The 26513-nt window shown below is 38.8% G+C and carries 30 protein-coding genes; 13 read left to right on the top strand and 17 right to left on the bottom strand.

The window, feature by feature from the left end; translation table 11 throughout:
• Positions 1-16: 16 nt before the first annotated feature.
• Genes H1R81_RS16830 through H1R81_RS16805 form a run of 6 tightly spaced genes read right to left on the bottom strand, consistent with a single transcriptional unit; the run spans position 17 to position 10352 of the window.
• Positions 17-2305: a hypothetical protein gene (locus tag H1R81_RS16830; protein WP_181841919.1), complete on the bottom strand. Its 2289-nt coding sequence runs from the start codon at positions 2303-2305 to the stop codon at positions 17-19.
• Between the two features lie 13 nt (positions 2306-2318).
• A complete protein-coding gene (locus H1R81_RS16825) occupies positions 2319-2633 on the bottom strand; it encodes a hypothetical protein (RefSeq protein WP_181841918.1) in 315 nt (104 codons plus the stop codon).
• Between the two features lie 30 nt (positions 2634-2663).
• Positions 2664-6473 carry a hypothetical protein gene (locus H1R81_RS16820; RefSeq protein ID WP_181841917.1) on the bottom strand — a complete coding sequence of 1270 codons (3810 nt, stop codon included), beginning with the start codon at positions 6471-6473 and terminating at the stop codon, positions 2664-2666.
• Positions 6473-7684 carry a hypothetical protein gene (locus H1R81_RS16815; RefSeq protein ID WP_181842247.1) on the bottom strand — a complete coding sequence of 404 codons (1212 nt, stop codon included), beginning with the start codon at positions 7682-7684 and terminating at the stop codon, positions 6473-6475. Before H1R81_RS16815 ends, H1R81_RS16820 begins: the two co-directional genes overlap by 1 nt.
• Positions 7685-7695: 11 nt before the next feature.
• On the bottom strand, positions 7696-9690 hold the full coding sequence (locus H1R81_RS16810; protein ID WP_181841916.1) for a phage tail protein: 1995 nt from the start codon (positions 9688-9690) through the stop codon (positions 7696-7698).
• Positions 9675-10352: a hypothetical protein gene (locus H1R81_RS16805; RefSeq protein ID WP_181841915.1), complete on the bottom strand. Its 678-nt coding sequence runs from the start codon at positions 10350-10352 to the stop codon at positions 9675-9677. Before H1R81_RS16805 ends, H1R81_RS16810 begins: the two co-directional genes overlap by 16 nt.
• A gap of 114 nt (positions 10353-10466) precedes the next feature.
• Here H1R81_RS16805 and H1R81_RS16800 point away from each other — a divergent pair, with 114 nt between their 5' ends.
• The 4 genes from H1R81_RS16800 to H1R81_RS16785 all read left to right on the top strand — a co-directional run bounded on the left by H1R81_RS16800 (position 10467) and on the right by H1R81_RS16785 (position 16649).
• Positions 10467-15158 (top strand): tape measure protein, encoded by a 4692-nt coding sequence (locus H1R81_RS16800; protein WP_181841914.1) that lies wholly within the window; start codon positions 10467-10469, stop codon positions 15156-15158.
• A 303-nt stretch (positions 15159-15461) separates the two neighbouring features.
• On the top strand, positions 15462-15776 hold the full coding sequence (locus tag H1R81_RS16795; RefSeq protein WP_181841913.1) for a hypothetical protein: 315 nt from the start codon (positions 15462-15464) through the stop codon (positions 15774-15776).
• A 61-nt stretch (positions 15777-15837) separates the two neighbouring features.
• Complete coding sequence (locus tag H1R81_RS16790) at positions 15838-16260, top strand: hypothetical protein (protein ID WP_181841912.1); 423 nt, start codon at positions 15838-15840, stop codon at positions 16258-16260.
• Positions 16261-16262: 2 nt separating this feature from the next.
• Positions 16263-16649, top strand: a complete 387-nt coding sequence (locus H1R81_RS16785) for a hypothetical protein (RefSeq protein WP_181841911.1) — start codon at positions 16263-16265, stop codon at positions 16647-16649.
• A gap of 23 nt (positions 16650-16672) precedes the next feature.
• Here H1R81_RS16785 and H1R81_RS16780 read toward each other — a convergent pair whose 3' ends face one another.
• The 10 genes from H1R81_RS16780 to H1R81_RS16735 all read right to left on the bottom strand — a co-directional run bounded on the left by H1R81_RS16780 (position 16673) and on the right by H1R81_RS16735 (position 21937).
• Entirely contained in the window at positions 16673-16816 is a 144-nt protein-coding gene (locus H1R81_RS16780) for a hypothetical protein (protein ID WP_181841910.1), read from the bottom strand.
• A 95-nt stretch (positions 16817-16911) separates the two neighbouring features.
• Positions 16912-17403, bottom strand: a complete 492-nt coding sequence (locus H1R81_RS16775) for a hypothetical protein (RefSeq protein WP_181841909.1) — start codon at positions 17401-17403, stop codon at positions 16912-16914.
• 66 nt (positions 17404-17469) lie between these two features.
• Positions 17470-17985: a hypothetical protein gene (locus H1R81_RS16770; protein WP_181841908.1), complete on the bottom strand. Its 516-nt coding sequence runs from the start codon at positions 17983-17985 to the stop codon at positions 17470-17472.
• Between the two features lie 11 nt (positions 17986-17996).
• Positions 17997-18407, bottom strand: a complete 411-nt coding sequence (locus H1R81_RS16765) for a hypothetical protein (RefSeq protein ID WP_181841907.1) — start codon at positions 18405-18407, stop codon at positions 17997-17999.
• Positions 18404-18853, bottom strand: a complete 450-nt coding sequence (locus tag H1R81_RS16760; protein ID WP_181841906.1) for an HK97 gp10 family phage protein — start codon at positions 18851-18853, stop codon at positions 18404-18406. The genes H1R81_RS16765 and H1R81_RS16760 overlap by 4 nt, the downstream gene beginning before the upstream one ends.
• Entirely contained in the window at positions 18853-19173 is a 321-nt protein-coding gene (locus H1R81_RS16755) for a hypothetical protein (RefSeq protein ID WP_181841905.1), read from the bottom strand. Before H1R81_RS16755 ends, H1R81_RS16760 begins: the two co-directional genes overlap by 1 nt.
• On the bottom strand, positions 19173-19502 hold the full coding sequence (locus H1R81_RS16750; RefSeq protein WP_181841904.1) for a DUF6706 family protein: 330 nt from the start codon (positions 19500-19502) through the stop codon (positions 19173-19175). The genes H1R81_RS16755 and H1R81_RS16750 overlap by 1 nt, the downstream gene beginning before the upstream one ends.
• A gap of 1 nt (position 19503) precedes the next feature.
• Positions 19504-20586, bottom strand: coding sequence for a major capsid protein (locus H1R81_RS16745; protein ID WP_181841903.1), 1083 nt, complete (start codon positions 20584-20586; stop codon positions 19504-19506).
• Positions 20587-20641: 55 nt separating this feature from the next.
• On the bottom strand, positions 20642-21223 hold the full coding sequence (locus H1R81_RS16740; protein ID WP_181841902.1) for a hypothetical protein: 582 nt from the start codon (positions 21221-21223) through the stop codon (positions 20642-20644).
• Between the two features lie 21 nt (positions 21224-21244).
• Positions 21245-21937, bottom strand: a complete 693-nt coding sequence (locus tag H1R81_RS16735; RefSeq protein WP_181841901.1) for a hypothetical protein — start codon at positions 21935-21937, stop codon at positions 21245-21247.
• Positions 21938-22074: 137 nt separating this feature from the next.
• Here H1R81_RS16735 and H1R81_RS16730 point away from each other — a divergent pair, with 137 nt between their 5' ends.
• The 9 genes from H1R81_RS16730 (at position 22075) to H1R81_RS16690 (ending at position 24754) form a co-directional block, all read left to right on the top strand.
• Positions 22075-22284 carry a hypothetical protein gene (locus tag H1R81_RS16730; protein ID WP_181841900.1) on the top strand — a complete coding sequence of 70 codons (210 nt, stop codon included), beginning with the start codon at positions 22075-22077 and terminating at the stop codon, positions 22282-22284.
• 4 nt (positions 22285-22288) lie between these two features.
• Complete coding sequence (locus tag H1R81_RS16725; RefSeq protein ID WP_181841899.1) at positions 22289-22510, top strand: hypothetical protein; 222 nt, start codon at positions 22289-22291, stop codon at positions 22508-22510.
• A gap of 211 nt (positions 22511-22721) precedes the next feature.
• A complete protein-coding gene (locus tag H1R81_RS16720; RefSeq protein WP_181841898.1) occupies positions 22722-22967 on the top strand; it encodes a hypothetical protein in 246 nt (81 codons plus the stop codon).
• A gap of 33 nt (positions 22968-23000) precedes the next feature.
• Complete coding sequence (locus tag H1R81_RS16715) at positions 23001-23471, top strand: hypothetical protein (protein ID WP_181841897.1); 471 nt, start codon at positions 23001-23003, stop codon at positions 23469-23471.
• A 1-nt stretch (position 23472) separates the two neighbouring features.
• On the top strand, positions 23473-23742 hold the full coding sequence (locus tag H1R81_RS16710) for a hypothetical protein (RefSeq protein ID WP_220275243.1): 270 nt from the start codon (positions 23473-23475) through the stop codon (positions 23740-23742).
• 5 nt (positions 23743-23747) lie between these two features.
• Entirely contained in the window at positions 23748-23990 is a 243-nt protein-coding gene (locus H1R81_RS16705) for a hypothetical protein (RefSeq protein ID WP_181841896.1), read from the top strand.
• Positions 23987-24301, top strand: coding sequence for a hypothetical protein (locus H1R81_RS16700; protein ID WP_181841895.1), 315 nt, complete (start codon positions 23987-23989; stop codon positions 24299-24301). Before H1R81_RS16705 ends, H1R81_RS16700 begins: the two co-directional genes overlap by 4 nt.
• A gap of 35 nt (positions 24302-24336) precedes the next feature.
• Entirely contained in the window at positions 24337-24555 is a 219-nt protein-coding gene (locus tag H1R81_RS16695; protein ID WP_181841894.1) for a DUF6965 family protein, read from the top strand.
• A 4-nt stretch (positions 24556-24559) separates the two neighbouring features.
• Positions 24560-24754, top strand: coding sequence for a hypothetical protein (locus tag H1R81_RS16690; protein WP_181841893.1), 195 nt, complete (start codon positions 24560-24562; stop codon positions 24752-24754).
• Here the strand turns inward: H1R81_RS16690 and H1R81_RS16685 are convergent.
• The gene (locus H1R81_RS16685) at positions 24736-26508 is read right to left on the bottom strand and encodes a hypothetical protein (RefSeq protein WP_181841892.1); all 1773 of its coding nucleotides are present in this window, start codon (positions 26506-26508) and stop codon (positions 24736-24738) included. The two genes, H1R81_RS16690 and H1R81_RS16685, sit on opposite strands and share 19 nt — an antisense overlap.
• Between the last annotated feature and the right edge of the window lie 5 nt (positions 26509-26513).

Raw genomic sequence — 26513 nt, 5'->3', positions numbered from 1 at the left:
GTTGAACGTTTGTTTTTTATACGTCCCAGCGGTTATTGTTAATTTTCAATACCCGTTGATTAACGTTTGTTTGTGTTAATTGACTACCGTACACCCTGATAGTCCGTGAACTACCTGCGGCATCTGAATTTACCCTTGTCGAACTGTATGCAATGCCACCGGGTGCGGTATCATCTGCGTGATATACCTCAAACATACAGGCAGCACCATAGACGTTTATAGTTATGTCATAATAATTACCTGAAGAGGGTTTGGGCAACCAGAAACGACAATCCTCAGGCAAATTAGGGTTATCCAAGAACCTGTATTCAGGGTGGTTATTAGAATAGTTTACCCCGTTTTCAGAGGTATATACCCCAAAAGTCTGTACCACTTTTACCCATTTCACGCCTGACTGGTCTACTATTTCAATCGTACTATACGTTTTGGTGCCGGCTTTATAGGTGATGCCGAACGCTGTGAGAAGTATAGGCACTCTATTGAGATTATAATCCTGTTGCCTTGCGGTATAGGGCTTGCCGTTACTTTCATCTTGTGAAGACCTGAATCCGTAGTAAGAATTTTTAATATCCTCCTGTCTGAGGTAGTACATCTGATTAGGCATATACTGAAAAGTAAGAGGATAATCCGCATTTCCGGCAAAGGCAGTACTATTGTCAAAATTAATATTAATGCGGTTTCCTCTTCGTCCCCCACCAACAGACCATTTATTGATACCTCCTGCGATGTTTCCAGTGTACAATAATTCGCTTAGGCTGATATTAGCTAATCCGTTGACAATGCCCGTTCTTGAATTGCTGTTGTCTCTCAGAAAAACAGGTTTCAGAGCCTTAAGCAGCCGTAAGGTCATATCATGCCATTGCCCCTGAAAAGGAGCCGAAATAAATAACAGGTCTTTCACTCCGTTTGCTATTGCATCTTCTCCTGACTGAAGCATATTAGGTTCAACAACAGGAACATTCAATCCATTGAGTGACCCATAATCTATATGATGTAACTCAGTCATGAGCTTGTTAGGGTAATTCTGAACAAAATCAAGCGTCAATGAAACATCGTTGAAACGATTATCCGAAGCAAAGGCGGTTTTTAGTCCGTTACTTATCTGCCCCCACTTGATTACATCATAACTGGCCCTCATAGGAACCAACTCATCATTGGGCGAAACACCACCGAAAGACAATACCAGTTTGATATTGGTGCTATAGGTTGAATTTGCCGATGTAACCGCACTTTTGCAATCATTGCAAAAATCGTATAACATGCTTTCTCTGAACAAATACCAGTCTACACCTCGGCGTGAAGCAAAGACCGCATTCAATCCCTGCACATCCTGCGTTCCTTGTGCTAATCCGGTATTTGGCGGCTGAATATCTCCTGTGCTACCATGCGATATACCCCAGGCAGAATTTAGTGCTCCAAGGCTTCCATAAGCATTCGGATTATTGACCCCATCAAATAACCAGGTCCTGAAAGCAGCTTTGGTAACATTTGAATAACCAATAATTGCCTTAAACTTGGATCCTGTTCCATTTTCGTAATTGAATCCATATTCGGCTTGTTGGGTGATGGCAGGGATAACATAATTAAACTGTGCTCCTAACCTGTTCGCATAGTAATTGGTGGCCTTTGTGAAAAAGTCTAACATCATGCTACGACCGGAACCATTTGTTTTGTCAGATAAGGGAGCATGTGCATCTCCATATCCTTCAATCCCCAAATCATTACCAAAACAATCTTTTTCATTGTTTGCTGTTCCCCAGAAACCGGGTATTCTTCCGGCATTCATTTTTAACCATATTAATAAACTGATTTTTGCATTAGGGTAATTGTTCTTTACGAAATCAACAGCCTGATTTTGCTTATCATACGACGAGTTAAGGTTCTGGTCTTGTCTCTTTGTTGAGGGCGTACTATAAGATTCAAATACGTCAGACCAAAGTACTGGAATAAGTATATTGTTTGCCCCCTCAGAAATAAACTGCCCTACCCCTGTCTGAAACTGACCTATATCCTGGAATGGGTATAGGTTCATGTAAGACAGGTATTTGGTAACTGGCCAGGCATCTGTATAGGTATTGAATCCTGACGGCTTGCTTGCAATGGCTGATGAATCAGAGCCAAATGTGCCATTCATAATATTTACCCGAAAATCAGCAATATCACCACTACTATTAGTAGGTAGCCAGTAGTATTGTGTAACGGCACTACCGGTTACGGGTACTATTCTACTTTTGTATAGTCCGCAAAAGTTATTACCACTATCCTTTAGTACGATATTCTGAAATTCGGGCTTGGAAGTTGCCATATAAATATATTTTTTATTTTTTAGAGGCTTGTGATTCTAAGTATTCAACCAACGCGCCATGGACTACCGCTGGCCACTGAACGGTAGAACCTGCTCTAATTTCTGCAACCTCTACCGTTGATAGGTCAGGCTTCTCCTCTTTTTGAATTTTTGTGGCCAACATATATTTATTGAACTTTTTTTCATCAGTTTCTTTTTCAGAAACCGGAGCTAACGCAGCTAAAACAATTGCCCTACGATAGGTTAGATTAGTGCCTTCTATTTCAGTAGGAAAAGGCTTCTCTGTGAGAAAATTGACCATTTCTTTGTCTAAATTCTGTAATTCCATAAGATGTTTTGTTTATTTTTTGGTTATTGTTTACTCTTGTTCAAGTGTTATTGTGTATTGGCCGCTTCCATTAGGGGTTAATCTAAGTACACATCTTGCACCAGATAATGCCCCTAATCCTGACCCGGATGGAAAATTGAAATAAGCATCATTTAGTTTAAATTTCCCAAACAGGTTTATTTGTCCGGGAACTCCAATATTATCCACTCCATAAGTGCCTATTGTGATATGCCCTCCTCCATAAGCGTTCAAATTCAACCCATAGTGTATATTTCCAGAACTGCCTGGTCCCATGTATGGCAATCCTCCATATACTTCACTCGTAAATCCATATATCCCGGGTCTATTGTCATTAAAAAAGAGTTTTGGGTACTGAGTATTACTACTTGTCATTGTCATAGTAAGTCCATTATATGATGTTCCTCCATCAACAATATAGCCATTATTTCCCCCTGAAACCATATCAATAGTCGCAATACGTGAACGTGTGCCATCTAATTTCCTGTGGTAGAGATACCCATCAACATCTAACTGTATTCCAAATTCCTTAACTACATCTGAATCTCCTACAGAATAACCATGCAATCCAAGTGCAATACCTGCATCCTGATTAGAGAAAACAAGGGCATTTGCGTATGCTTTTGTATTATCAGAATATAGCTGAAATCCTCGTTCACCGTTATAGGTGTCAAGCATTACAATGTCGTTCTTGTCCTGCAATTCTCCTGTATTCAGGTAAGCCCATTCATTGGAACTACCGTTATATTTGAGAAACTGGTGGTCAACACCTGTACTGCCTGCTATTTTAAGTTTTCCAAGAAAATTCACATCACTTGCAAACTCTGTTCCGGTGCTTTTCAAAGTGACCTGAGTAACATTGTTTCTTTCAAGAGAAAAGTCAAAAGCATCGTTTGTGCCTACCGTGATTGCTGATCCTGCGGTATTTCCGCCTATCACCAATCGGCTATTTATTTGTCCCTGTACTTTCTGAAATGCCTGCAAGACTGTATCGCCAGCAGCTAACGCAGTATTTGAACCGACTGAATAACCTGTCAAGGCGGTAGTTAAAACACGCGCGGTTGTAAAATACAGGTTAGAGCCCTCAGTAAGTGCACTCGTAGAGGTTAAGGTAGAGGCAAATGTATATGCCGTATTCCATTGTCCGATTCGCGTCGGCGTAATATCCTGGTCTGTCTTGAAAGCATTCCAGATAGGGTCAGTTTCCGAACCAAAATCAAGCGCATAGGTAATGGCAGTTGTACCCACTGTAATGGTAGTCGGATTAGTGTTAATATACCTTTGATTGGCATAGGTGCCGTGGGTAACCAGGTGATAGGCTCCTCTAATCTCGCTATCAGAATCGTTGGCAGTCGAACGGGACCAACCCCCGGCCGCTACGACATATACTCCATTCTGACTGGCTGTTGATTGTCCGGCTACCAATACCAGATCCCCTGCTATAACTGACACGCCGTTAATTGTTTGTGTTCCTGAAAGGGTGATATTTGCCAGCGAAATAGTTTTGACAGTATCTCCCCTTTTGACAAAAGAAAGACTATCTACATACGCCTTATTTGTCAGGTGATTAGCACTTGTAGGGGCAGTGGCACAAATGGCATTTGCATCAAATGTTACATTCTGCGTGAAATGCCCTGTTCCGGCAACATCCAGTTTATAGGTAGGATTTGTAACCCCAAAACCTGTATTGCCTGCAAAATAGTTATCAGCAGTCCCCGCAGCATAAAAATTCCATCTTCCGGATGAAGAGGCTAAATTTGAATGAAAACCGTAATTATTAGTGGCTCCTGTTAGTGAAGACCCGACAGAAAAACCCATCTGGTTTGTTGCTGACCCCGTGAAAGTTCCTTGAAGTGCTGCATAATGGAAAAGCGTTGTCAGGGAAACATCACCGGCAATAGAGGAATCCGTTCTATGGTAGTAGGCATTTGTAGTTCCACCTGTATTTTGCACTTGTCCGTTCACCCAGCTTGAAATACTTGTACTCGAGCCGCTAATAGGTCTTGAAACACGGAAATTCACCCCTGTAAATCCCGTCCCACCAATGCCAAAAGCGCCAGCTGTATAATTAGGAGCGGTTCCAGGTAAAAACAAATTCCAATTGCTATTGCCCGATTCGGGTATTGTGGAATAAAAAGCATAATTATTCGTGGCACCTACCATACCACCATCAACCCGGAAACCAAACTGATTAGTCACTGAGCTACCTTCACCGATTGCACCCTGAACGGCATAGTAATGAATAGCTGTGTTAACGTTGAAAGCGGCAGCTTGTGTAGACAAGTCACTCCTGAAAAAATTGACACCACTTGTTACAGGTGATTGAATTTGTCCGTCTATGCGTATGCCATAAGAAAACGAATCAGTAAACGCCCGTCCTATTCTGAGATGATAACCACCTATTGCCGTTGTTCCAATTCCTAAGCCCCCAGCCATATAGTTATTAGCCGTTCCATTCATGAAAAGATTCCATCTTCCCGAACCTGAGAAAATATCCCCATAAAATGCGTAGTTATTGGTTGCACCTGTCAGAGACGCTAAAGCATGAAAGCCAATCTGTGTCGTAACAGAGCCGGAAAATGTACCTTGTGCAGCTGCAAAATGTCTGAGCGTAGTTACATTAGCATCTCCGGCCGTTGTTATACTACTCAGAAAAATGTTGGCGCTTGTTACACCTGTCTGAACATTCAACTCCGCAGATACCCCGTAAGAGGTTGCGGCACCTGATAAACCTTTTGTTATGCGCAAGATATATCCTGTCAACGTATTAGAAGTTCCGATGGCAAGATTCCCGGCAAGGTAATTGTCAGCAGTGCCAACCATGTACAAATTCCATCGCCCCGTGGCGGCAGGAATGTTCCCACGAAACCCGAAATTATTAGTAGCTCCTGTTAAAGAACTGTCTACTAAAAACCCGTATTGATTTACGACGGTGCTCCCTGCACCGAAAGTGCCTTGTCCGACACTGTAATGAACAAGTGCATTTAGGCTGAAACTTGTCGCCTGTGTGTTAGCTAATGTCTGAAAGTATGTCGCTGTTCCGGTAACCCCTGTTCTTATCTGACCATTATTAAGAAATGCGGCAACAGACGACGCCCCAGTCATATAGGTACTCAGGCTTAATGAATTAACCGCATTAGATGCTGTGCCAATACCTATATTCCCTTCGGAACTAATATATATTGAGTTAAGCTCGGTAGGCGCTGTAGTTGCGAGGTCTCCAATTAAAGTGCTATAAGAGCCAATGACCAAACTATCATCCGAACGCCAGTATTCTATACTACGCTTGTATCGGTTCGCAAAATCAGCACCGCTGTAGTATCCGAACTTAATCCGGTTTTTTCTTGAAGCATTGTTGGGGTTATCCTGAGTCGTATGCGCAATCATGTTCAGGTCATAGCTGTTCTGGGCAGTTGAGTTCCAACCGCCAATGATCACGTTACCGCCGAAGGCGGCAATAGCCTCAAAAGTATCAAAAGCACCAGGCCCACGCCCAACAACTATTTTTTTTATATCAGCAATACCCTCTGAGCGGATAGTAGCAGCCAGAACATCATTGTGTACGAGCTGGATATTGTAATTGTTCGTCGAGCCTAATTTTGTTGTATTGCTGAGGGCATTGCCGCCCATTGTCCAATATCGCGCATCAGAAGCTGTTTTGTCGTAGTAGCTTCCTGTGCTTTGCAAGGCCATCGTATCTAATACACGCTTGGTAACATCACCGGAAGAGCTACGAAACAAAGCATCCCACGAAGTCGCCTCCGTAGCTACGGAAGCAACAGTTAGTTTTCCATCAATATTTAGGTCGCTTCTGAAATCCATTATGCTACGACTTTTCTGATAAGAACCCTGAACTGTCCTGTTGAGGGTGCTGTATTGTAATTAAGTGTTACGACTGATGTAGAGGTACGAACAACATCTACAAAAACTGTTGCACCTGTAGAAACCCTGAAAACTTCTACCGCCACATCTACAGTCCCAAGGCTATGAGTTACCGCTATTGCTGTAGCAGAACCATTGCCAATATTCGCAACATAAGCCCCGGCTTTTGCGTCGAAGAACGTTTTGAATTTCAATGGCGTGATGTACCTTACATCATCTGTGCCTGTATTAGTTTCAGTCTGCGTAGCTATTTCTGCTAAACCTGCCCGTGTTTCAGAAGCAGTAAGAGAAGCTAACCCGGCAGGCGTGACCGCTTTTAGTGTTTCTGTGCCTGTTTGTGTTTCGGCATTGGTTGCGTAGGTAGTCAAGCCCAACACAGAAGTACTTGCCTGGCCTCTGTTCGATTCAAGAAATATATAATGGCCGGGTGTGGTAACTGTTGGAGCATCCTGATTAGCCACAATTACATCACCTACATTGAAAACCTGTGATTGCACAGTTCCTGCCACCGTCACATACCAGTAATCACCTTTTTTGGTAGACCCTGTACCAGGAAGATTGGTAGCTACACTGGCATCGAAACCCCCTTGAAGAGTACCTATGCTTGCTATTCTACCATCAACATAAGTTTTTACACTCGACTGCGTGGGAAGGCCTGTTGAGCTATTACTAACCATGTCATTCTCGTTCAAAATAGATATAGCTGATGGCACTCCGGAGCCACCTGCTGTACGACCGATCACAGTCATGGTAGGTATATCCTGTATCTTCGCAAATGTTACATTCTTGTCAGTTATTTTGATGGTTGTAACCGCATCAGAAGCTAACTTTGCCGCTGTTACCCCTCCGTCTTTGATACGTACGGCATTAGAACTGATTTCAAGGGTAATAGTATCCACATTAACAGCAAGCGTTACTGCGCCGGAAGTACCACCTCCGGTAAGCCCGTTCCCGGCAGTCACTGCAGTAATATCACCCCCGATATTTATCCAGGTAGTGCCATTCCAGTTATAATAGGCATTATCAACGGTATTGTAATAAACCTGACCTGTTACAGGAGTTGAAGGAGCTGAGGACCTTGTATCAAGAACCACATTAATAATCTGATTCTGATTGAGATTGATATTACTTAGATAATCTATATCTGCCATTGCCTTATTTGTTAGATACCCATCAACAGTGCGTAGCCTGTTTCTGGAGTATTGAATGTTATATGTAACTCGTTATCGCTGATGTGTTGAATCTTGCCAAATACCTGTTCTCCTGAAATATTAAATGCCTGGCAGATCACTTTTTTTCCTATCCCGTGAATAATCGTCCATGTGCTTGCTGGTGTATCCTGCTGAAAAAAAAAAGTTGGCTTTGATACGATATAATTCCAGTCATTTAACACGGTTATGCCATCTGGATTCGCGTCCGGGAATTTGAAAGTATAATCTGTATTGCTTTGCAATAGATCTGTCCCGATTTTTGCCCTGCCACCAATGACATTAGTCATCTCCACACCGCCCAAAAAACTTGTAATTGAATCACCATTACCTAACGTTATCTTCTCCGACTTACTCCCGATAGGGAGTTGCTTTGTTTCGTTCAAATGCCTCGGTATCTCAGATAATATCTGCGTATCACTTCTCCAGTTTGTCAGGGCCTTGGTAGGGTCATCAAGACCCTGTAACTTCATAAAATCTCTGATATAGTTATTCTGAACTATAAACCGTCTGGCAGCATTATTTTGCGGTGTATCCTTGATAACAAGACTGTACTTGTATGGCCTGAGCACATCTCTTGTATATTCAATGATCCTGATTCGTGAATTGATATTCAGTGCAACATCTTCTATATTGACAGTATCCCCAACTTCAAATACATTGAGCGTTTCAGCTGTACTTTTGATAAAAAATTCATCAAGCTCAAGGCTGTATTTGACGGTTGGTACCGAATTATTTTCCAGATATTCCAGTGCCTTTGCCTCCAGTTCTGATTCAGCCGCATTGATATATGACTGAGGCATAACAATATCCACTATCACATAAGTATCACCTGTGGCAATCTGGAAGGCCGATTCCGTCGCTGAGGGCATATCAATGCCTTTCGGGTCTTTGTTTTGTTTGAGCGTGAACTTTTTTGTGCTATGCACGTATTTTTCAATCTCAAATTCATAGCCGGCCAGATTCCCTGTCTGAAAAATGATTTTCGCTACGTTTCCGGGTATCAGATAAAGTGTATTTCCTCCACTGGAAGCATTCAAATCAAAATCCATCGCACTATCAACAAACTCAAATCTGTTTTCTGTATTGATTGCTGAAACTACCCCTGTTCGGTGTGGATACACCTCTTCAAAAGTGACACTCCCTTCAAAAATGCCGTATGCCGTTCTTGAAGTAACTTCGAGGATTGGCAAATCCTCATCTAACCCTAATCTTAGCCTTGGAGAATTGTCTTTATAGGTGGCAGGCAGGTTTTTGGTGCTACCATACGCCCAAAGGGTATTTACAATGTTTTTGCTGTCTACGTTTTCTCTCGACAGCGAATAAAGGCCTTTTCCTTGTCCATACATGAAATTATATTCCAGTGCTTCACCTACTTCTCTGACGTGTAAGAGCTTTTGTAAAGGGGTTTCAGTAATGGTAAACTGGTATTTATATTCATCACAAAGCCTTTGAAGGACAGATAAACAGTTTTCGTTATTGAATAGTAAATTTTTGGTTTCCGTATTTTCCGGAAAAGTAGCTAATGCCCATTTATCAGCACCAAATACCCGATTGGCATTATTAATCAATACATTCAAAAACATCTCAATATCCCCGATCAAACTAAAATCTGACGAGTTATTAAAACTGCTTATATCAGTATTTCTATAGGATACTCTCCCCAGATCATATTGTAAACCTTCAAAAACAAGGTCATATACCAAATTCCTTGCTGCATTTTTTCTTACAACTGGTATCTGATTGATTTTGTAGGTAGGCAGATCTAATATTTTGATATAATCGCCTATTCCAAAGTTCCGGGCTATTGCAGATTCTACCGTCATGGTTATGACATCCTCCCCTAAAAGCACTTTTCTATGCGTGGCTTCTTTGATACCACCAATTGGGCTATTAGAATTAATAGCTTCTGAATCTCCATTGGGTTTGTATATCAGAATTTGCTCCATACAAAACTCGCATCAGTTTCAAAATCCTCAATCTCCTCAATCACGCCACATATTAAAATATAATAAGTACCTGAACTGCTATAACTATGTGTAATACTCACCTCTCCAAACTTGCCAAGGTCTTTCGTTCCATCGCCCCAGTATATATCAATCGGATTTTCAGAGGAGAAACTCAGAACAGATACACTGCCTGTACGTTTCAACAGTCTCTTGACAGGTGAAGGCTCTATCAACTTAAGTGTGAAAGTGCCAAACATATCATTTGCCCGCCATTGCTTTTCAATATTCACACCATCAGCCAGATATACCATATAGATCACTGGCTTATCAGACATCCAGAACTCTAACTTGCATAATTCAGGCTTTTGAAGGGATTGCAGGAAAGTACGAACCTTATTGAAGAAATCTAATTTGCCAGCCGCCCTGATAAAACAGTCTAATTCTATCTCTCTTGCATTATACCGAGGCACAACTAAGTCAACCTGCAATCCATGCCCGTCCGGCCAGTCTATTATCAAAGGTTCTTTCATTGTAGGCATATCCTGCATACCAACACTTTTCATGACATAAACACCCAATGAAGCAAAACTGACATTGTCAATTTTATAGGTCACACCTGAGGTTTCAGTACCTGATATTTCTGTAAAAATCTCTTCGGGCATTTTTCATTTCATTGCTCAACAAATATATAATATATATTTATCTCATACATATAAAAATAGTAATTTTATATTTATATAGTAATAACAAAATTGTTCACTTAAACATATAAAGCCATGCCAAACGGAAGCGGGCCCTTAGATTTTAATGCTTACCTGAAAACGACTGATTTTGAGGCAGGAACTCAAAGGATAATTAATGCAATAAGAAATACTACAACCCATGCAAAAAAGGAAGCTAATGAAATTGAAAAAATCTATAAAAAGCTTGGCGGTGTCATTGGTGGCTATTTAGCAGCCAATGAGCTCAAAGCTTTCGCTTCTAAAATCGTAACGGTCAGAGGCGAATTTCAGCAGTTAGAAATAGCCTTTACTACCATGCTGAAGTCGAAATCGAAAGCCGATGCTTTGATGGGACAAATAGTAGATTTCGCAGGTAAAACCCCTTTCAATTTATCAGAGGTTGCCACAGGAGCCAAGCAGCTATTAGCCTATGGTTCATCTGCTGAAAAAGTGATAGGTGAAATCAAACGGTTAGGAGATATAGCCGCCGGCGTAAGTGCGCCTTTAGGTGATTTAATCTATTTATACGGTACACTCAGAACGCAAGGCCGCGCCTATGCAGTAGACATCAGGCAGTTTGCAGGTAGAGGCATACCGATTTACGAGGAACTCGCCAAAGTCTTGAAAATCAATACAGCTGAAGTAAATAACTTCGTAGAAGCAGGTAAAGTAGGATTTAAAGAGGTTGAGCAAGCATTTGCTAATATGACAGGCGCAGGCGGTATTTTTGAGGGGTTGACAGAAAAGCAGTCTAAAAGCCTCACAGGTTTAATATCGAACTTCAAAGATGCGCTGGATAGGATGTTTAATGATTTAGGCAAAAGCCAGGAAGGAACTTTGGCCGAAATCATTAAAGGAGCTACGTCTGTAGTTGACAATTATGAGGAAGTGGTAAAAATATTGAAGGTTTTGATTGCAACCTATGGCATATACAAAGCTGCTGTTATTGCGACTTCTGTCATTCAAGGGGCCTCTGCTGCTGCTGGTACAATCTCGGCATGGTTAAGCCTGGCTAAAAGCATTCGAACAGCCGCTGATGCTCAATTATGGTTTAATCTGGTTTCTAAAGCCAATCCTTATGCGATTGTAGCTGCTGCTATTACTGCCTTAGCTGTGGCAGTGTTTACCTATACTGAAAATCTATCAGCAGCAGAGGTTGCCCAAAGAAATCTCACAGAAGCAGAAAATCAATCAAAGAAACAAAAAGAGGAGCTAGCAAAGACAACAAACGACCTCGTAAATGCTATTCGAAGTGAAACAGCTACGCGCTTTCAACAATTAGAGTCTTTTGAGAAGTTAAAAGAGATGTATCCAACTTTATACAAAGAAATGGATATTGATACTTATAAAAAGAAAGATGCTATTGAAGCCCAAAAAGAACTCAATAAAGTTCTTGATGAGATAAATGTATCAGAAGCTGAAGACCAATATAGAAAAGCTATAGTCAAGGTTCAAGATTTAACAGCTAAAGTCGAAGAATTAAAGAAAACAGCAGACGATAGTAATATTATTGATTTAGCTCAAGCAATCACAGATCTACAAGCAGCAAATATTGAAGTTGAGACTCTGAATATAAAAGTAAAAGAGCAAAAAGAATTATTTTATAAGGCTAATACTCCTCTGGAAGATCAAATAAAGCATTATCAAGCCATCAAGAATAATTTAGATGAAACCAAGAATCGGATAGAATCTACTTTGCCGCCATTTGTTTCGGTTAAAAAAGAGGCGGGTTTCATAGAAGATATTCTTCGAAAAATGAGCCTTCAAAATCTTATTGCCGACATCAACAAGGTAGATAATAATCTGGCTGAATTGCGGGGGAAATTAGGAAAAGATAAATTTGATTTTGCTATTGGGCTATCAAAAGCAGTTGAAAACCGAGATGTTAAAGGATTGATAGGGTTACAGAGTCTTGCCATAACCGAAAATCAAATCGATGACTTAGCAAAAGCAATTAAACAGATAAAATCTGATCTGAAAATACAATCATCTGATTATAAAGCTTTAGATGCCTTGTACAATAAACTAACTACCAAACCTAAAAGAGAAGAAATCACTCCATTTGGTAGTTTATCTTATTGGGAAAGAATTCAGAAAAAGGCCAAAGAATTGATTGAGAAAATCAATCCTTTCGACAAAAGTAAAGAACCTCAGTTAGCGAAGTTGCAAGCTCAAAAACTGGAAGCTGATAAAAAAATTGAAGAAATCAATAAGAGAATATCAATAAAAACTTTCGATGAAACCTTAGAAGAAAAACGGAAACTCTATGATCAATATACTGAATGGGTAAAATTAAAAGGTCAACAAGTTGCTAATCAGGATCTTGCTGATTTATTGAAATCAGGTGAAAGTTATAGTGCGTATCTGAAAAGCCAAATCAGCACTTTAGAAGCTAAAATAGGCAGTGGCAAGGCAAGCGACAAAGACCGAGCTAATCTTATTCAGTTAAAGAATGAAGATACCAGGGTTTTTGAGCAAGGATTAGAGGAAAAGAAAAAGCAGTATGAATTATACAGCCTTTGGGTTGTCAAGATAAACAAAGAAACCGCTGATAAACAATTTGTCGAACTCATAAAATCAGGTAGCACTATTCAGGAATACCTGCAAAATCAGATTGAAGGCTTACGCAATAAAATCAATGTAGGAGTAGCTGTTGAAGATACAGACTATCAGGAGTTAGTTCGTTTTGAACAGGAATTAGAAAACATCAACGGAGGTTTTGAAAAGTATAAGCAAAAGATTCTTGACGCTTCTGAATCTCTTGGTTCCCTAACTGAGCAAATCGCATTTTTTAATACTGAACAGACTAAAATCAGTCCTTTTGATACAGACAAGATTTTGTTTTTGGTTTCTCAAAGGTTGGAGGCAGAGAAGCAAAGAAAAAGGGTATTAGTGGAGTACTTCAATGATTCAAATTTGTTTGAGACAAAAAGGTTTGCTATTGAGAAATACTATAAAGATCTCAGGGATCAGTTAGAGGTTGAGACTTCGGCTGGTAGAATCAAAAACAATAAAGAAGCACTTGATAAAATCAATCAAGATGAAAAAAAGGCTTTTGCTGAACTTGCTGAATCAGATGCTCAAGCTATTCTGAAAAACTCTAAAGGCTATCAGGAATTGCAAAATATTATCCTTGGTGGAGATAATACAGTTTTGAAAAGCCGGATAGAGAGTACTAAAAAGGCCTTGCAAGAATTACAGGACGAATACAAGAAAACTGGAAAATCTGGGCTCGAACAAACAGAGACATATAAAGATTTTCAACAGCAATTATTGGATTATCAGAACCAATTATTAGATAATAACCTAAGTTATTTTTCTAATATCTCCAGAATTCTTGCAGGCATCAAAATAGAAACCAGAGGAATTATTGGAGGAATAGGTAAGCTTGGCGAAATAATTGCAGTAGCAGCCCAGCAAATGGAAAATCTTTCCAAATTAAGCAAGCTCACTAAGCAACAATCAGCCTTATCTAATATAATTAATAATCCAAAATCATCTGTAGCAGAAATTGAAAAAGCTACAAAGGCACTGAAATCTACACAAAAAGAAATCAGTGCAAATATCTATTCCCTCGTTATTCAACAAGGGGTTGAGTTTTTGAATGATTTAGGAAATGTAATTCAGCAAAACAAGCAGAGAAACAGAGATTACTACAATTTGGTGATTGCTCAACAGGCAGCGTATAATATACTTCTGAACGATGAAATACGCTTGAAATCACAAAAGAACTCGCTTTATAAAGGCCCTATTGGTTCTGTAATTGCTGATTCTTTAAGCGCAGAGGCTGACGCAGCAATTAAACTCGATGAGGCATTAAATACCTTATCTGGAGGTAAAGCGAAAGATGGCACAACCTACGGAATTAATGTTTTGGAAGGTCTGAAAGGAGCTCTTACAGGCGTGTTTGGCGCATTGAAAGGAGTAGAAACAAGAGATAAACTTAGCCCTTTACTTGAAAAATATGGAGATCTAATTAAAGTATTACCTGATGGCACCAAACAATTAAATCTGGAATTAGCCAAAAGCCTTGTTGCTACGAATGCCTTAGACGATGAAACTACTAAACTCCTGCAAAATGCAATTGATTGGCAAGAGAAAATGATTGAGGCCAATGAACAACTAAAAAACTCAATCATAGACCTCACAGGGGAAATAGGTAATAATCTAACAGATGCTTTAGTCAATGCTTTCAAATCCGGTGAAACTGCTGCATACGCACTTGGAAACACTGTTGCAGATGTGATTGAAAACATTGTAACAGACTCTATCAAAGTTCAATTCATTAAACCAGTGATTGATCAGTTTGCACAGGAAGTGCAGGCTTCTTATTCAAATACGGGGGATATGTCAATTCTGGATGATTTGGAACGCCTGAACAAATACGGCCTGCCAAAACTTCAAGCAGGATTTGAAGAATTTCAGAAAGTACAAGAACAGATACAAAAAGCCACTGGTTTAGAAATCTTCAAAAAATCAGATGGCTCCGGCAGTAGTCTCTCTGGTGCAATTAAAGGCATGTCAGAAGAAACAGCCGGCGTATTGGAAGGACAGTTCAATGCCCTTCGTATTACAGGCGCACAACATCTTGAAGTTTCAAAAGTCAATTTAGATGTTTCAAGGAATATTCTATTAGGTATTTCAAAAATCGCTGTTAATTCTGATTATCTGAAGTATCTGGAAAGCATAGATAACCGATTGAAAAAAATTGACAGTGGAAGTGATTTGAGAGCGGGGGGGTTATAGGAAATATAAAATAATATTGTTTTTAATACTTTTGTTTTGTAATATTGCCTCAATCGCACCATAGGGAATTGAAATAGAAAGAGCCTTTTGAGCTTTTTACCTCCCCAATCAATCGCACCATTAAGGATATTAGCCTCCATCAGGAGGCTTTTTTTGTTGTACTTTTCCAATAATTATAGGATTTTATAAAGAATCTTTCTGTTTTGATAAAAATAATTGCCATAATATTATGGCAATTCGAATATTCTTCTTACCTTTATAGTGTTATCAGCAACGAAGCAGGTAACGTAAACTTTTAAGAAAATGTTAAAATTATCATTATCTCCACAAGTATTCGTAGTAAAAACTACAGCAGGTTCAAACGATTGTACCTGGAATCTTTTAACCTTAGATGGTTCAGATCCAAATGAAACGGTGTATTTCTTTCATAAAGATGATGCTCCGTCTGATGCTCAATCATCACAAATTGCACAGGCTGTAGAAGATGAGAACTGGGAAGAAACCTATTTTATTGAAAGTTCTGATATTTTGGATTACTCGATTGATAAAAGCATTTTTGAAACTGCGGGTGAGGCTTATTCTGAAATAAATGACGAATTGGCGCAACTATTAAGATAAAAACAAAAAATCCCCTCTTTGATGCTGCTACATCTCCGAGGGGATTAAAACTTTTAAGAATATGCAAGCTAACAAAAAATATTCAAAAGAAATAATTACTTTCTTAAAATCACACCCTTTTATTTCAGTCAATGCGATTGAAAGGGCACTTGATTTGCCTTTTACGACACTATCCAAGGCTATGACAGGACAGCGTGATATTTCTGAAAAACACCTTTGGAATATCATACTCGCCTTATCTTCATACGGATTGACAATTAAGGGTTATTCATGCAAAGTAACTGAATCAGGAAACCTAAAGCTCTGGAAAAAATGGAGAGATGGCGGGAAAACCGAGCACGTTTTTAGAGGAAACGGGGCTGATCAAATTTACAAAATATCGTACGACTTAGAAGAGTATAGACATACTGCCACCAGTTTAGCTGACTTAGACAATCTCTATACAGAAGATAAAAACCCTTACAAATCCCTTGAAACAGTCTGATTATGCTACTCAAAACCCTGACTTACTCCCAGATTTGCGATTTCCTGATCGCAAATGAGAAAGACGCTAAAAGCCTTTATTTAGATAGAGACTTTACAGCAAAACAAATTGCCGAACACTTTAAGATAGTCTATAATAACAACTTTCAAAAGGCTTGTTTGAGAGTTTTGGGTGAAAAAGGGAAAGGTTTAGGCGGTGCCCGACAAGGGGCAGGGAACTTCAAAGAAAAAGAACGCGTGCAGCGGAAAAGGGACTTTGAGCCTATTACCATAACCTTACCCAAAGAATGCATTGAAATACTGAAAGCACAAAAAGATACTTATAGCAACGTAATTACAAGAGCAATTCTTTATTACGCTAAAGTTTCTACAAGAAATATCGAAGATTAAAGCCGGATTATACCGGCTTTATTTTATTGCGTTGCATTCAACTTATTCAAATACTCCATCATCTCAGCCGCATTTTCATTAGTCAATTTAATAGCCTGTTTTAAGTTTTTAGGTTTTCCACTTTTATCTTCACTTTCATAATGATATTGCGGGGCATCAGCCATCATACGCTGTACAACTCCCCATTTAATACCCCATAGTAGGTATTCATAAGTCCAGCCAAAATGTGCGCATATAGAACCACGTGAGCCATAAGGGCTATTTAAGCCGCTTGTTCTTCCTGTACTCGAGGGCTCGTTGTCCTTATCCTCGACGCTAATCGAATACAGGCGATAAAATCCGATAAATTACTGATTTGGGTTAATCCGATAATGATGGTCAATAAATTATTTGGCTTGATTCGCCAGAAAAAATAGGAAGTCAATAGGCCAGAGAATAGCTTTATTTTCCATTTATCCTCCAGCACTGCAATAGCAATTGCCTGAGCTAATTTCTTGCCATGCATTGAAAGTCTTTTAGTTTCGGTGAGTGGGTTATCTTTGATTGCATTTTCATCAAATTCAATATCCAGGAATATACGGCTCATCATGTCGAGCGCACCGCCATAGGGCTGTTGAATCACAAACCGACGTGTTTTTTTCTTTGAAAACCATTTTAAAACACTTTTTTTAGGCACTTCAAAGAAAAAGCCTCTATCAATTAGCAAATCCCCTTCATTCTTTTCGGCTTGTAGTGCATCAAAAATTTCGTTCATAGCATTTTGGGTTTAATCAAAAAATGCCGCATTTCTACGGCATTTTAGATAGTAAGAGAGTTTGGCTTATGATTCACCAGCTACCAAGGATAGCAGCATTGGTTTAACACCAGATTTTAAAGGCTGTAAGACAGAAATAGATACTTCAATTTTCAAGGTATCTGCACGTCCAAACTGGCCAGTAAATTTAGGGACCATTTTTCCTCTTGGGATTTTGAATACAATCCCTTCTTTAGGTGTTATTTTAATTGACTTCTCTAAGCCTGTAACTGCATCAGGGTATTCCCATGTTTTGGCAGTTCCTGTTCCTGTTACAGTCCCTCCAAACACAGCCGCACATTGGTCAAGGTCTGGTGATGCTAACTGAAAAGTAACGGTTGTAGTTCCTCCCTTTGCAGAGGTATGGATTGCTGTATCCACCTCTTCAGCGAAAAACTCCTGAATTTCAGGATCAGTTGTTTCAATTGTACAGCTTCCTTCGGCCGTGTATCCAACAGTGGCTAAAGTCGTACCCATACCTTCATCAACTGCTTTGTCGCCAATTTCAATCTTGGATAGGCCAATGGTTATTAAATTTCCCATTTGATTAATTTTTAAGTTGAACTATCAATTCTGAATTCTATTCTAAAACTAAGCCGGGTTTGGTTGATTTCCGGCTCATCGAAATCCTGTTGCCTTGAGGCCCATAAAGAATAATATGAACCATACGACTCTTTCAGCACTTCCATCGCGACAATCAAAACCTGCTCACAACGAGCAGTATTTTTGATTGTCTGACTCTTGCCACCAATATTTGCAACACTTTTCGGAATATAGATATTGACATTCGCAACGCCTTCTTGTAAGGTACCCTCACCAATCATCATGCTCGTAATAACTATATCTTCTTCTCTTGAATCCAAAGGCCTTTCACCTTTGTACAACCCACCTAAAACCAGTGTTTTCAGGGCAGATGTATTGATTAAGTTATATAAGATGTTATCCTGATGAGCCGTTGTTTTCATTTCATTTTATCGATATTCTTTTTCAATTGCTCAAGCATCTTAGGCAATTTCTTTCCAGCATACTTCTCTGCCGAGGTCAAAACATTCTTGCTTTTTGATTCTACTGATGCCGCGTAACTCATACCCGCCACTACAATGAGCACATACCCGCCTGAATAGTTCTTTGCCAGCGTTTCAGCGTAAGATCTTCCAGTACTTTCCCCTTTAGCTCCCTCGTCTTTGTTAGCCTCTGAAAAAACGTTTTCAACGATTCTTCCATTCACTACAATAACATACCCGATAGAGCTGCGAAGATTGCCTGTCTGGTCTGTGTATCCACCGTTTTCACGCGCTTCTGCCACACAAAGCTCACCTAATCGTCTGAGAACCTGGATAACCGCTTTATCAATCCGATTTTGCGCTTTTTCCAGATGCTTTCTGATGTCAGCGAGAGAGAAATTTGGCACTATACCCATATTCTTGTGTGAAACTTGCCTTTGTCACAATACACTACCTCACCTTTCAACCGAACTAATCCACCTGTTTCAATTACTCTTATTTGTTCACCTGCAGCTAATGCCAAAACACCCATCGGGCATTGAATCAGATGCGTAGCAGACAAGTATGAACCATCGTCTTTAGGATACTTTTTTTGTGAACCATCTTCATTCCGGCAAGGGCTTACATCAACCCATTCCGATACTCCAGCAATAAAATTTCCCTGTGCATCTTGTGTAGAGGCAGGAACAACTAATTTTTGCAGGGTATATGGATATTGAACTGACATCACCAGAGTCTTCTTGACATGTTTCGGATTTTCGGTTGCTTGCTTATCGTTTTATCTTCTAATCCTAAATCGCTGCATAGTATCTTGTAATAGGCCAAAATTCCCTGTCTATCGAATTTGATTGAGAAACCACCTTCGGATATATCCGGCAAGGCTAATAGTTCAGGAATGTAGCTATGCAAGGCTATGTCAGCTTTTTGGGTATTAGAAGCTTCGTAGACTTCATCAGGCGCGATGCTATTTTTCAAAAGCAAACCTTCCAGTTCATTATCATCTAAGGTGATATTAAACTTGGATAGTTTGCTTTTTATGTAGTCAGCTATGAGCATTTTAACGTGTCCAGGTTGTATGAGTCGCGTCTAACAACCATTTCGATTTGGCTCCGTTCAGTACAGGGAAGGCATTAGCCATAGCCAAACACACCTCAGTCAAAGGTTCCTCAACAGCATATCGTTTGATAAGAACATGATCGCGTTTGTACTTCAAAGCAACTGAACTTTCTACATCCTCATCTGCCAATCTTGAGTAAGCTGTATTACCTAAAACGGGCATTTCAGAGAACAACATTACACCTGACTCCCAAGGATTTACTGGAGTACGCACTCCTTTGATTTCAATTTGAATAAAGCTTTCAACCAAACCGATTACAGGAAGACCTTGCGCCTTTAATGCAGTATTCAATTGAGCAAGGCTCAATGTAGCATTCAGGTTCAATGCCTGTACAATGTAAGGCGCTACGAATGATACAGTTTCAGCTGATGCGAGAATAGCATCGATAGTCTCTTGGTCAGTGAAGATGTAATTTAGCTTTTTACCTGCGTCTTTTGCTAATTTCACAACTGCGCGAATGTCTTTGATTGGCTTTGAAGTAGCAGCGTTATCCATTGTAATAGCGACTGTAGCACCTTTTTTGTTGGCAGTTGGTATTAAGAAATCAACATTTGACTCTGTAACGATGCCATCATTGTTTGCATTTGTCAATACAACTTTACCAGTTGATGCAGCTCTTAAAGCCAACCATTCCAAACGAGCATTAACGCCATCAAAACAGAACTTCTGATCTTCCCAAATCCAGTTAAGGATTTCTGTTTTTGCTGCACTATCCGTATATCTCTTTAAATTATTGTAATAATTCATCTGAGATTCGGTTTTTTCACGAGCAATACTGATTTTTGGAATATCTCCGTTCAATTTTGAAACAATTTCTCTTCTTTTACGTGGCGCACGAGAATCCCACGAAACAACGTCACCCGCAACAGGTGCGCCAAAATCAGCCTCCAACGACTCCCATTTAAGTGTAGGAGTGAATTTGAGAGGAAAAAGTGTAGGGAAATAGAACTCTGATAATGTATAAACATTTACGATTGCCTCTATATCCTTTTCACTTAATTTATCAATTAATGACTTTATCATTTTACAGTTATAATTTTAAGTCGAACATTTTAATAAATGAATGAAATCAATGGGTTTACAGCCAAAGGACTTGAGGCAATGCGGCTTTTATCTGTGTTGTAGCAACAGGAGCATTTACTGCAAACAATGATGCTCTTATCCAAATATCTACTACGTTGTTATCACCTGCATTCAACTGAATTCTGGAACCAGTAACCCCAAAAGGAGTATACTTGAACGCAGAGGTGTTAGATGTAGCTTGTGCTGATGCCTGGAATATTCCATCATATTGGTTAATTACTACCCCTAAAGTTGTCCCTACAGTTAAAATATCGTAGTCGGCATTAGTTGTATCAATTGCAGTTATAGCGTAGGATTTTGCACCTGTTAAGGCCGCAATAAAATCACCAACTTTGAAACCATGTTCTTTTGCTACCTGATAAGTAGTATCAGTATTTCCGGCTGCTGTAGTAAGTTTTGCAACTTTCAATACATGGAAAAGACCATTATTGTCCTTACCTACGACCGAACCTGCCGGAACTATAAAACCGTCTACAAAATCAGCTACTGCAACTGTACCACCTCCGATTAAATCCTCAATTTTGGTAGCGAATACAACCTTTTCTGCGGCTGCATCCGTTTCTCGGAAATTTTGCATTTGCTTGTTTTAAATTTTAAGTTAAAAAATTTGCTTTCCTATTGCTGGTGTTTTGCCTTCATTGGCGGCTTTTTGAGCTTCAATATAGGCTTGAGTATCACTTGATACACCTGATTTGTCCTTTTGAGCCATCACCGGTTTAGGAGTTTTACTTTCCGAACTTTGAGAACCTCCAAACATGTCTTTCATACCTTCCAACCCTTCTTGTAGTTCAGTTTTGTAGGCATCAAATTCAGTGTCATCTTTAAAAACCATTCTGCCAAAATCCTTCAGTTTCATATTTCTGAATGATTCAGGCGTGTCTTTCAAAATAGCCTCAAGTTCTGTTTTTCGGGTGTCAGTGGTTTTGCCCTTTTCTAAAGCCTCTACCTTTGAAAGTAAAGTTTTATTTAGTTCAATCATCCCCTTCGCCCATTCTGGTACATCTTCATTTGGCGGTGTTTTTACCTTCTCAGTATCATCCCCACCTTTACCTTTTTCCTCTTTGTCTTTTTCGGTTTTGGCTTTTGCAATTGCAGTATTGATGCGTGCATCTGCATCGCCTTGAAAACCTGTTAAAAGACCTTCTACCCCTTCAATGGCGGTATCAATTTCAGTTTCTTCGGTTACGGTTGCATCAAGAAAGGTAGCAACAGCATCGAATGCCTTTTCTCCAAACCCTTTGTTTTTGTGTTTGGCTTTTAATGCTTGAATAATCTTCGCCTTTAACGACATGGTGTAATTTTAGATGAAAAATTAAATGAAAATGTATTTATCAGATAAATATAAAAAATTTTAAATTATATGTATTGTGTGAATATAAAAATAATTATTTAGCTTTGTTGAACAGTCTTTTAACACGGGTTTATCTAATGCGTTACAGTCCTACAAATATCTATTTAGTGGAGTTTTTAAATGGAGATAATCCAGAGTATTACAACAAACTCAAAAGCATCTACAACCATCATACGCGCATGGATATAGGTTGCTGTTTAGGGCATTTGTATGATTGCCACATCAGCCCGTCAAATCCTTATCAGAATAAGAAAGTAAGGATCCGTTTAATTGAACTTAAAAAGTGAAAGCATGGAAGTTACAATTTATCCTGACAGTTCAGGAAACCTCAATTCTAAAGAATTGAGTGTAGATAGATTAGATTTCAAAGTTGAGGAGAGTGAAGTAGATGAAAAATCGAAATACTCATTTGTAATTCCTATCAACGATGGCAAAGGAGAAATATTTTTGTATTTAACGAGGAAACAGGTTGCTTTTTTGGCAAATAGCATGCAGTATTTTTTAGATGAATAACATAAATAGCTATCCGTTTTTGCTAGGTTTTTGATTGCAGCTACGTCGGTAAAGACATTTAAAACGGCTATATAAGGAAAGGCATACTGAAAACAGGATAACCTACACATCCTGATGCCGAGCAACTGAGTGGCAAGATGAATAGAGAAGAGAATAACACTAAACAGCCTGATAGCCATTCATTGGGCTGTTTTACAAATTTTTTCAAATAATGAAAAAAGAAATCAATGATGTATTATTGAAAGCTTTGGGTGCTGAATTCAATCTTGAATTCTTATCTATATTGAATGGAGTGGAACGCTACAAAATTACTTGTAGAGAATCAACTAAAGTAGTTGTCTTGGGATTTTTCAAAATAGAAAACAGTATTTGTATAAAAATGGGGAATATAAAATACTTTGAGCTGACTGAAGCAAATCTACTTCGTGCTTTATTTTTAACAGTTTATTTTACATAGTTTATTAATATGAACCAACTAAAACCCAAAAAGATGCAATCAGAATCAGATGAGATAGCAAACAAAAAAGATAAACTCGTTTTATCAAAAGAAGTGGTTCGGGCTCTTTGGTGGAAACAACCTTATGCTAATGCCATGCTCATCGGAAAAGTAGAAACACGAACGTGGTGTACAAACGTGAGAGGTAAGGTTTTAATTTGTGCCTCGGCAAAGCCTTATTCAGTTAAACAAGTAGATGAAATAAGTGGATTACTTGTTCCAAGTTTGTTTGATGCTGTAAATCCTGATGGTAGTTTAAATGGCCATGCCATCGCCATAGGAGACCTGGTAGACTGCCGACCAATGCAATATGAAGATGAGTCAAACACCTACGTTCAATACCGCGAAGGCCTTTGGTGTCACATCTACGAAAACGTTCGCCCAATTAAGCCTTTCAAAATCAAAGGCGCGCAAGGTTGGAGGATTTTAACAGATGAACAAAAAGCAATGATTGAATTGTTGTAATATGGCAGAAGAAAAGAAAACAGCAGCTTCTTTCTCCTCTGTAGAAATGAATGTAATATTCAAACTTACAGAAGAAGAAGCAAGGGCATTGTATAACATGACAGTTTACGGTGCTGATCCGTTTGTGAAGTGGTTTTACAGTAATCTTGGTAAACACTATTTGAAACCACATGAGGACGGTTTAAGGAGTCTTTTTAATACTATCAAAAAAGAATTGCCACCTCACTTTGATAAAATTGACAAAGTTCGTAAGTCTATAAAGGATACTTGACAAACATGAACGAGACATTAACTTTAAATGCAGAGGTTGTTTTTGAGTTTAAAAGTTATTTTGATTGGATAAATAATGCCTCAAATAAATTTAAGCCTTATGGTAATAGATTTCCAATAGTATGTGTAAATACAGAAGGCAAAATTTGCCACAATGGAGCAGATTTTATGTATTCTCTACAAAATAATCTTTATCCTATCAAAGCATATTTACTTCAAAGGGCAGTTAATTTACAAAATGAACTATGAGCGAAGAACAAAGAAAACAACCAATCCCACCGGCACAGGAAGAAATTGACGAAACCTACGACCTAATCGTCGAAAAGCTGGATCATCCTTTAATCGATAGAAAAGAGAACGAATCAGTGAAATTTGGTTTTGAGTTTGTGCTTGATATTTTAGACGGCAAAAAGAAAGAAAGCGATATATCAGAGCTGAAAACAATTCAAGCCCGGGCCATTGCCTCGCTGACATTCGATTATTTGAAAGGCCTTATAAGCCAAAAGAACTTTATTGGCGTACCTTTGAAAGGTGGAGGGATTAAACCGACGATTAATTAATTAAGAAAAAATGCTTCTAATCAGGTAACTTGCAAATGATTAAAACTAATATTATGACAATTGCCGAATTAGAAGCCTTTTTCAAAGACCGAGAATTACCAAACAACATACAACTGAATAATGGTGAGAAAATAATCAATACAAAAATCTTTGTCAATACGCAATTCCAGATACTCAATAACAAGGATATGAAAATAAAACAACCTTATTTGAATAGATTACTGATGTTGAAGGAGATTTTAGAGAATCAATAAAAATATGAAAGAAGAACTTACAACTAAAATACACTCTGAATTCACTGTTTCGAAAGAAATTGATGAAAGAAACCGCGTATGGACCTTATTATCTGAATGCGATAGAAGAAATATGTTGCCTAAAGAACTAATTGGGGTTTATGGCCTGTCAATGGAGCAAATTGAAAAACATCAGAACAGCTATTTAGAAAACAAATAAGATTCAAATATACTTCTTCTTGTTTTATCCCTCAAATCAATAGAACCATACCAGTCAGTACCTAGCAATAGATTCTTTCCATAAGACCGATTAGCAATTTCATTCATAGGAAAAAAATTATTTTGCTCACAATTCTCATACCATTTTTCGAAGTCTTTTAAGTCTGCATCTGACAAAGAGGTTTTTGCTTTATTGACCACATCTCTAAGGTTCCATTTGTCAGTTGCAGCAAATCCATATTTTCCCCAAGTATAACCTCCAATGTCAATATTTGCATGAACTTTTAGTATTTCAACATTTGTATTATTATATTCTCTATAAAGAATATTGAAAAGTTTCTTTGATATACCACCTCCTTGCACATGATCTGGAAGTTCAAAATAGTTATGGTCTACTGTTTTTAGCCCTTTACCAAAATAAAATGTTCTTTGAAGCGCAAAACCTCTTTCTTGTCCTTTTTGTGCAGGAGATTCATAAGTAATAGTGACCTTACCTGCTCTCATTTCTATTGATTTATCTTTTATTTCAATTCCATACCCGCCAAACAATTCAGTTACCTCTTTATCAAAATCCCTCAAATTAAAACCAGATAGAATTTTATTGTACTCATCAATAGTACCATTACCCCAGAATCTAATATTTCTACTGTCTTTTAGCTCGTCAATAATATCCTGTGTAAGTTCAAATAAAACGGGTTTTTCTTTAGCTATATTTGGTAAAGCTATTTTAAATCCTCCGTCCAGTTTCCCACCCTTAAAATTATCCTGTATAAAATAAGGCTGTGATTTCCAGTTCTTGGAACGTTCAGTATTGTTTTTAACCCAATCCTTGAAGCCATCTGGTAAATCATTCACCTGATTAGCCGGTTTAAAACCTTTTGGCAATTCTTCCCCGTTGAGCGTCGCTTGTTGAATTAAGTCAAAATCATCGTCATTCACCAGAATAGGTACTTTAAAACACAAGCATGAAGTATGCCAGCCAACAAACTTGAAGTCTTTAGGATATTTGCCTTTCAAATCATCACACATATCCCTCACTTTATGCCGATTAGATAATTTAACCTCAAATCCTACTACAGTAGGGTCAGATTTCCAGCGCAGGTGATCAGCTGTGCGATAAGCGATATTGATTTCATTGGCATTGAGACGAACAGCGTTTTTGTATGAGGAACGATACACACCCTGCCCCGGATTATAGGCTTTGGCTTTTTTGGATAATTGTAGAATGCCATGTTTATCCCTAACCCTTCTAAAAACTTTATCAGGCTCTTTTAATAGATGCTTGGTAGCTCTCGCCATTTCAGCGGCTGACTTACCCTCTATCAGCCCCGTTGACATAACTAATTCAAATTCCTGTTGAAACTGTTCAGTTATCCGCCAAACTCTGTCTGATAACTTTAAACCTCCTGATACACGTTGCTGAAAAGCCTGTAAAGCTTCTTTGCTTCTAAGGCTGTTAGGTGTGTTTAGGTATAGTTTAGTATCTTTCTTGTCTAATGCAGCATACCAGGCTTCTGAGGTACCTTTATTGATAGTTGATTGCAAGCCTCCTGCATAGCTTTTCAGGATTTCTTTGAGGCGTTTTTGAGTAGCCGGGTAATCTGAGAAAGAGAATATCTTTTTAGGATCGATGGATAAATTAGCAGAAAGACCCGAAAACTCTTGCAAGGCAGATTCGTAGAGCTGACGTACTTTTAGTTCAAATCTATTGATTCTGTTTCTGTGTGCAATTTCGTCTTTCGGGTCCTTTGACATAAGTT

Source organism: Emticicia sp. BO119 (genome assembly GCF_013912375.1).
GTDB lineage: Bacteria > Bacteroidota > Bacteroidia > Cytophagales > Spirosomataceae > Emticicia.
This window is presented reverse-complemented; position numbering and strand designations above follow the sequence as displayed.

Coding starts and splice junctions, on each gene's coding strand:
- H1R81_RS16690 (WP_181841893.1), top strand. CDS start 24,560: ATGAAAGAAGAACTTACAACTAAAATACACTCTGAATTCACTGTTTCG.
- H1R81_RS16795 (WP_181841913.1), top strand. CDS start 15,462: ATGTTAAAATTATCATTATCTCCACAAGTATTCGTAGTAAAAACTACA.
- H1R81_RS16815 (WP_181842247.1), bottom strand. CDS start 7,684: ATGGCAGATATAGATTATCTAAGTAATATCAATCTCAATCAGAATCAG.
- H1R81_RS16730 (WP_181841900.1), top strand. CDS start 22,075: ATGCGTTACAGTCCTACAAATATCTATTTAGTGGAGTTTTTAAATGGA.
- H1R81_RS16770 (WP_181841908.1), bottom strand. CDS start 17,985: ATGGGAAATTTAATAACCATTGGCCTATCCAAGATTGAAATTGGCGAC.
- H1R81_RS16790 (WP_181841912.1), top strand. CDS start 15,838: ATGCAAGCTAACAAAAAATATTCAAAAGAAATAATTACTTTCTTAAAA.
- H1R81_RS16745 (WP_181841903.1), bottom strand. CDS start 20,586: ATGATAAAGTCATTAATTGATAAATTAAGTGAAAAGGATATAGAGGCA.
- H1R81_RS16715 (WP_181841897.1), top strand. CDS start 23,001: ATGCAATCAGAATCAGATGAGATAGCAAACAAAAAAGATAAACTCGTT.
- H1R81_RS16735 (WP_181841901.1), bottom strand. CDS start 21,937: ATGTCGTTAAAGGCGAAGATTATTCAAGCATTAAAAGCCAAACACAAA.
- H1R81_RS16710 (WP_220275243.1), top strand. CDS start 23,473: ATGGCAGAAGAAAAGAAAACAGCAGCTTCTTTCTCCTCTGTAGAAATG.
- H1R81_RS16775 (WP_181841909.1), bottom strand. CDS start 17,403: ATGAACGAAATTTTTGATGCACTACAAGCCGAAAAGAATGAAGGGGAT.
- H1R81_RS16780 (WP_181841910.1), bottom strand. CDS start 16,816: ATGATGGCTGATGCCCCGCAATATCATTATGAAAGTGAAGATAAAAGT.
- H1R81_RS16800 (WP_181841914.1), top strand. CDS start 10,467: ATGCCAAACGGAAGCGGGCCCTTAGATTTTAATGCTTACCTGAAAACG.
- H1R81_RS16700 (WP_181841895.1), top strand. CDS start 23,987: ATGAGCGAAGAACAAAGAAAACAACCAATCCCACCGGCACAGGAAGAA.
- H1R81_RS16825 (WP_181841918.1), bottom strand. CDS start 2,633: ATGGAATTACAGAATTTAGACAAAGAAATGGTCAATTTTCTCACAGAG.
- H1R81_RS16720 (WP_181841898.1), top strand. CDS start 22,722: ATGAAAAAAGAAATCAATGATGTATTATTGAAAGCTTTGGGTGCTGAA.
- H1R81_RS16820 (WP_181841917.1), bottom strand. CDS start 6,473: ATGGATTTCAGAAGCGACCTAAATATTGATGGAAAACTAACTGTTGCT.
- H1R81_RS16705 (WP_181841896.1), top strand. CDS start 23,748: ATGAACGAGACATTAACTTTAAATGCAGAGGTTGTTTTTGAGTTTAAA.
- H1R81_RS16810 (WP_181841916.1), bottom strand. CDS start 9,690: ATGGAGCAAATTCTGATATACAAACCCAATGGAGATTCAGAAGCTATT.
- H1R81_RS16765 (WP_181841907.1), bottom strand. CDS start 18,407: ATGAAAACAACGGCTCATCAGGATAACATCTTATATAACTTAATCAAT.
- H1R81_RS16830 (WP_181841919.1), bottom strand. CDS start 2,305: ATGGCAACTTCCAAGCCCGAATTTCAGAATATCGTACTAAAGGATAGT.
- H1R81_RS16725 (WP_181841899.1), top strand. CDS start 22,289: ATGGAAGTTACAATTTATCCTGACAGTTCAGGAAACCTCAATTCTAAA.
- H1R81_RS16685 (WP_181841892.1), bottom strand. CDS start 26,508: ATGTCAAAGGACCCGAAAGACGAAATTGCACACAGAAACAGAATCAAT.
- H1R81_RS16785 (WP_181841911.1), top strand. CDS start 16,263: ATGCTACTCAAAACCCTGACTTACTCCCAGATTTGCGATTTCCTGATC.
- H1R81_RS16750 (WP_181841904.1), bottom strand. CDS start 19,502: ATGCTCATAGCTGACTACATAAAAAGCAAACTATCCAAGTTTAATATC.
- H1R81_RS16740 (WP_181841902.1), bottom strand. CDS start 21,223: ATGCAAAATTTCCGAGAAACGGATGCAGCCGCAGAAAAGGTTGTATTC.
- H1R81_RS16805 (WP_181841915.1), bottom strand. CDS start 10,352: ATGCCCGAAGAGATTTTTACAGAAATATCAGGTACTGAAACCTCAGGT.
- H1R81_RS16695 (WP_181841894.1), top strand. CDS start 24,337: ATGATTAAAACTAATATTATGACAATTGCCGAATTAGAAGCCTTTTTC.
- H1R81_RS16755 (WP_181841905.1), bottom strand. CDS start 19,173: ATGTCAGTTCAATATCCATATACCCTGCAAAAATTAGTTGTTCCTGCC.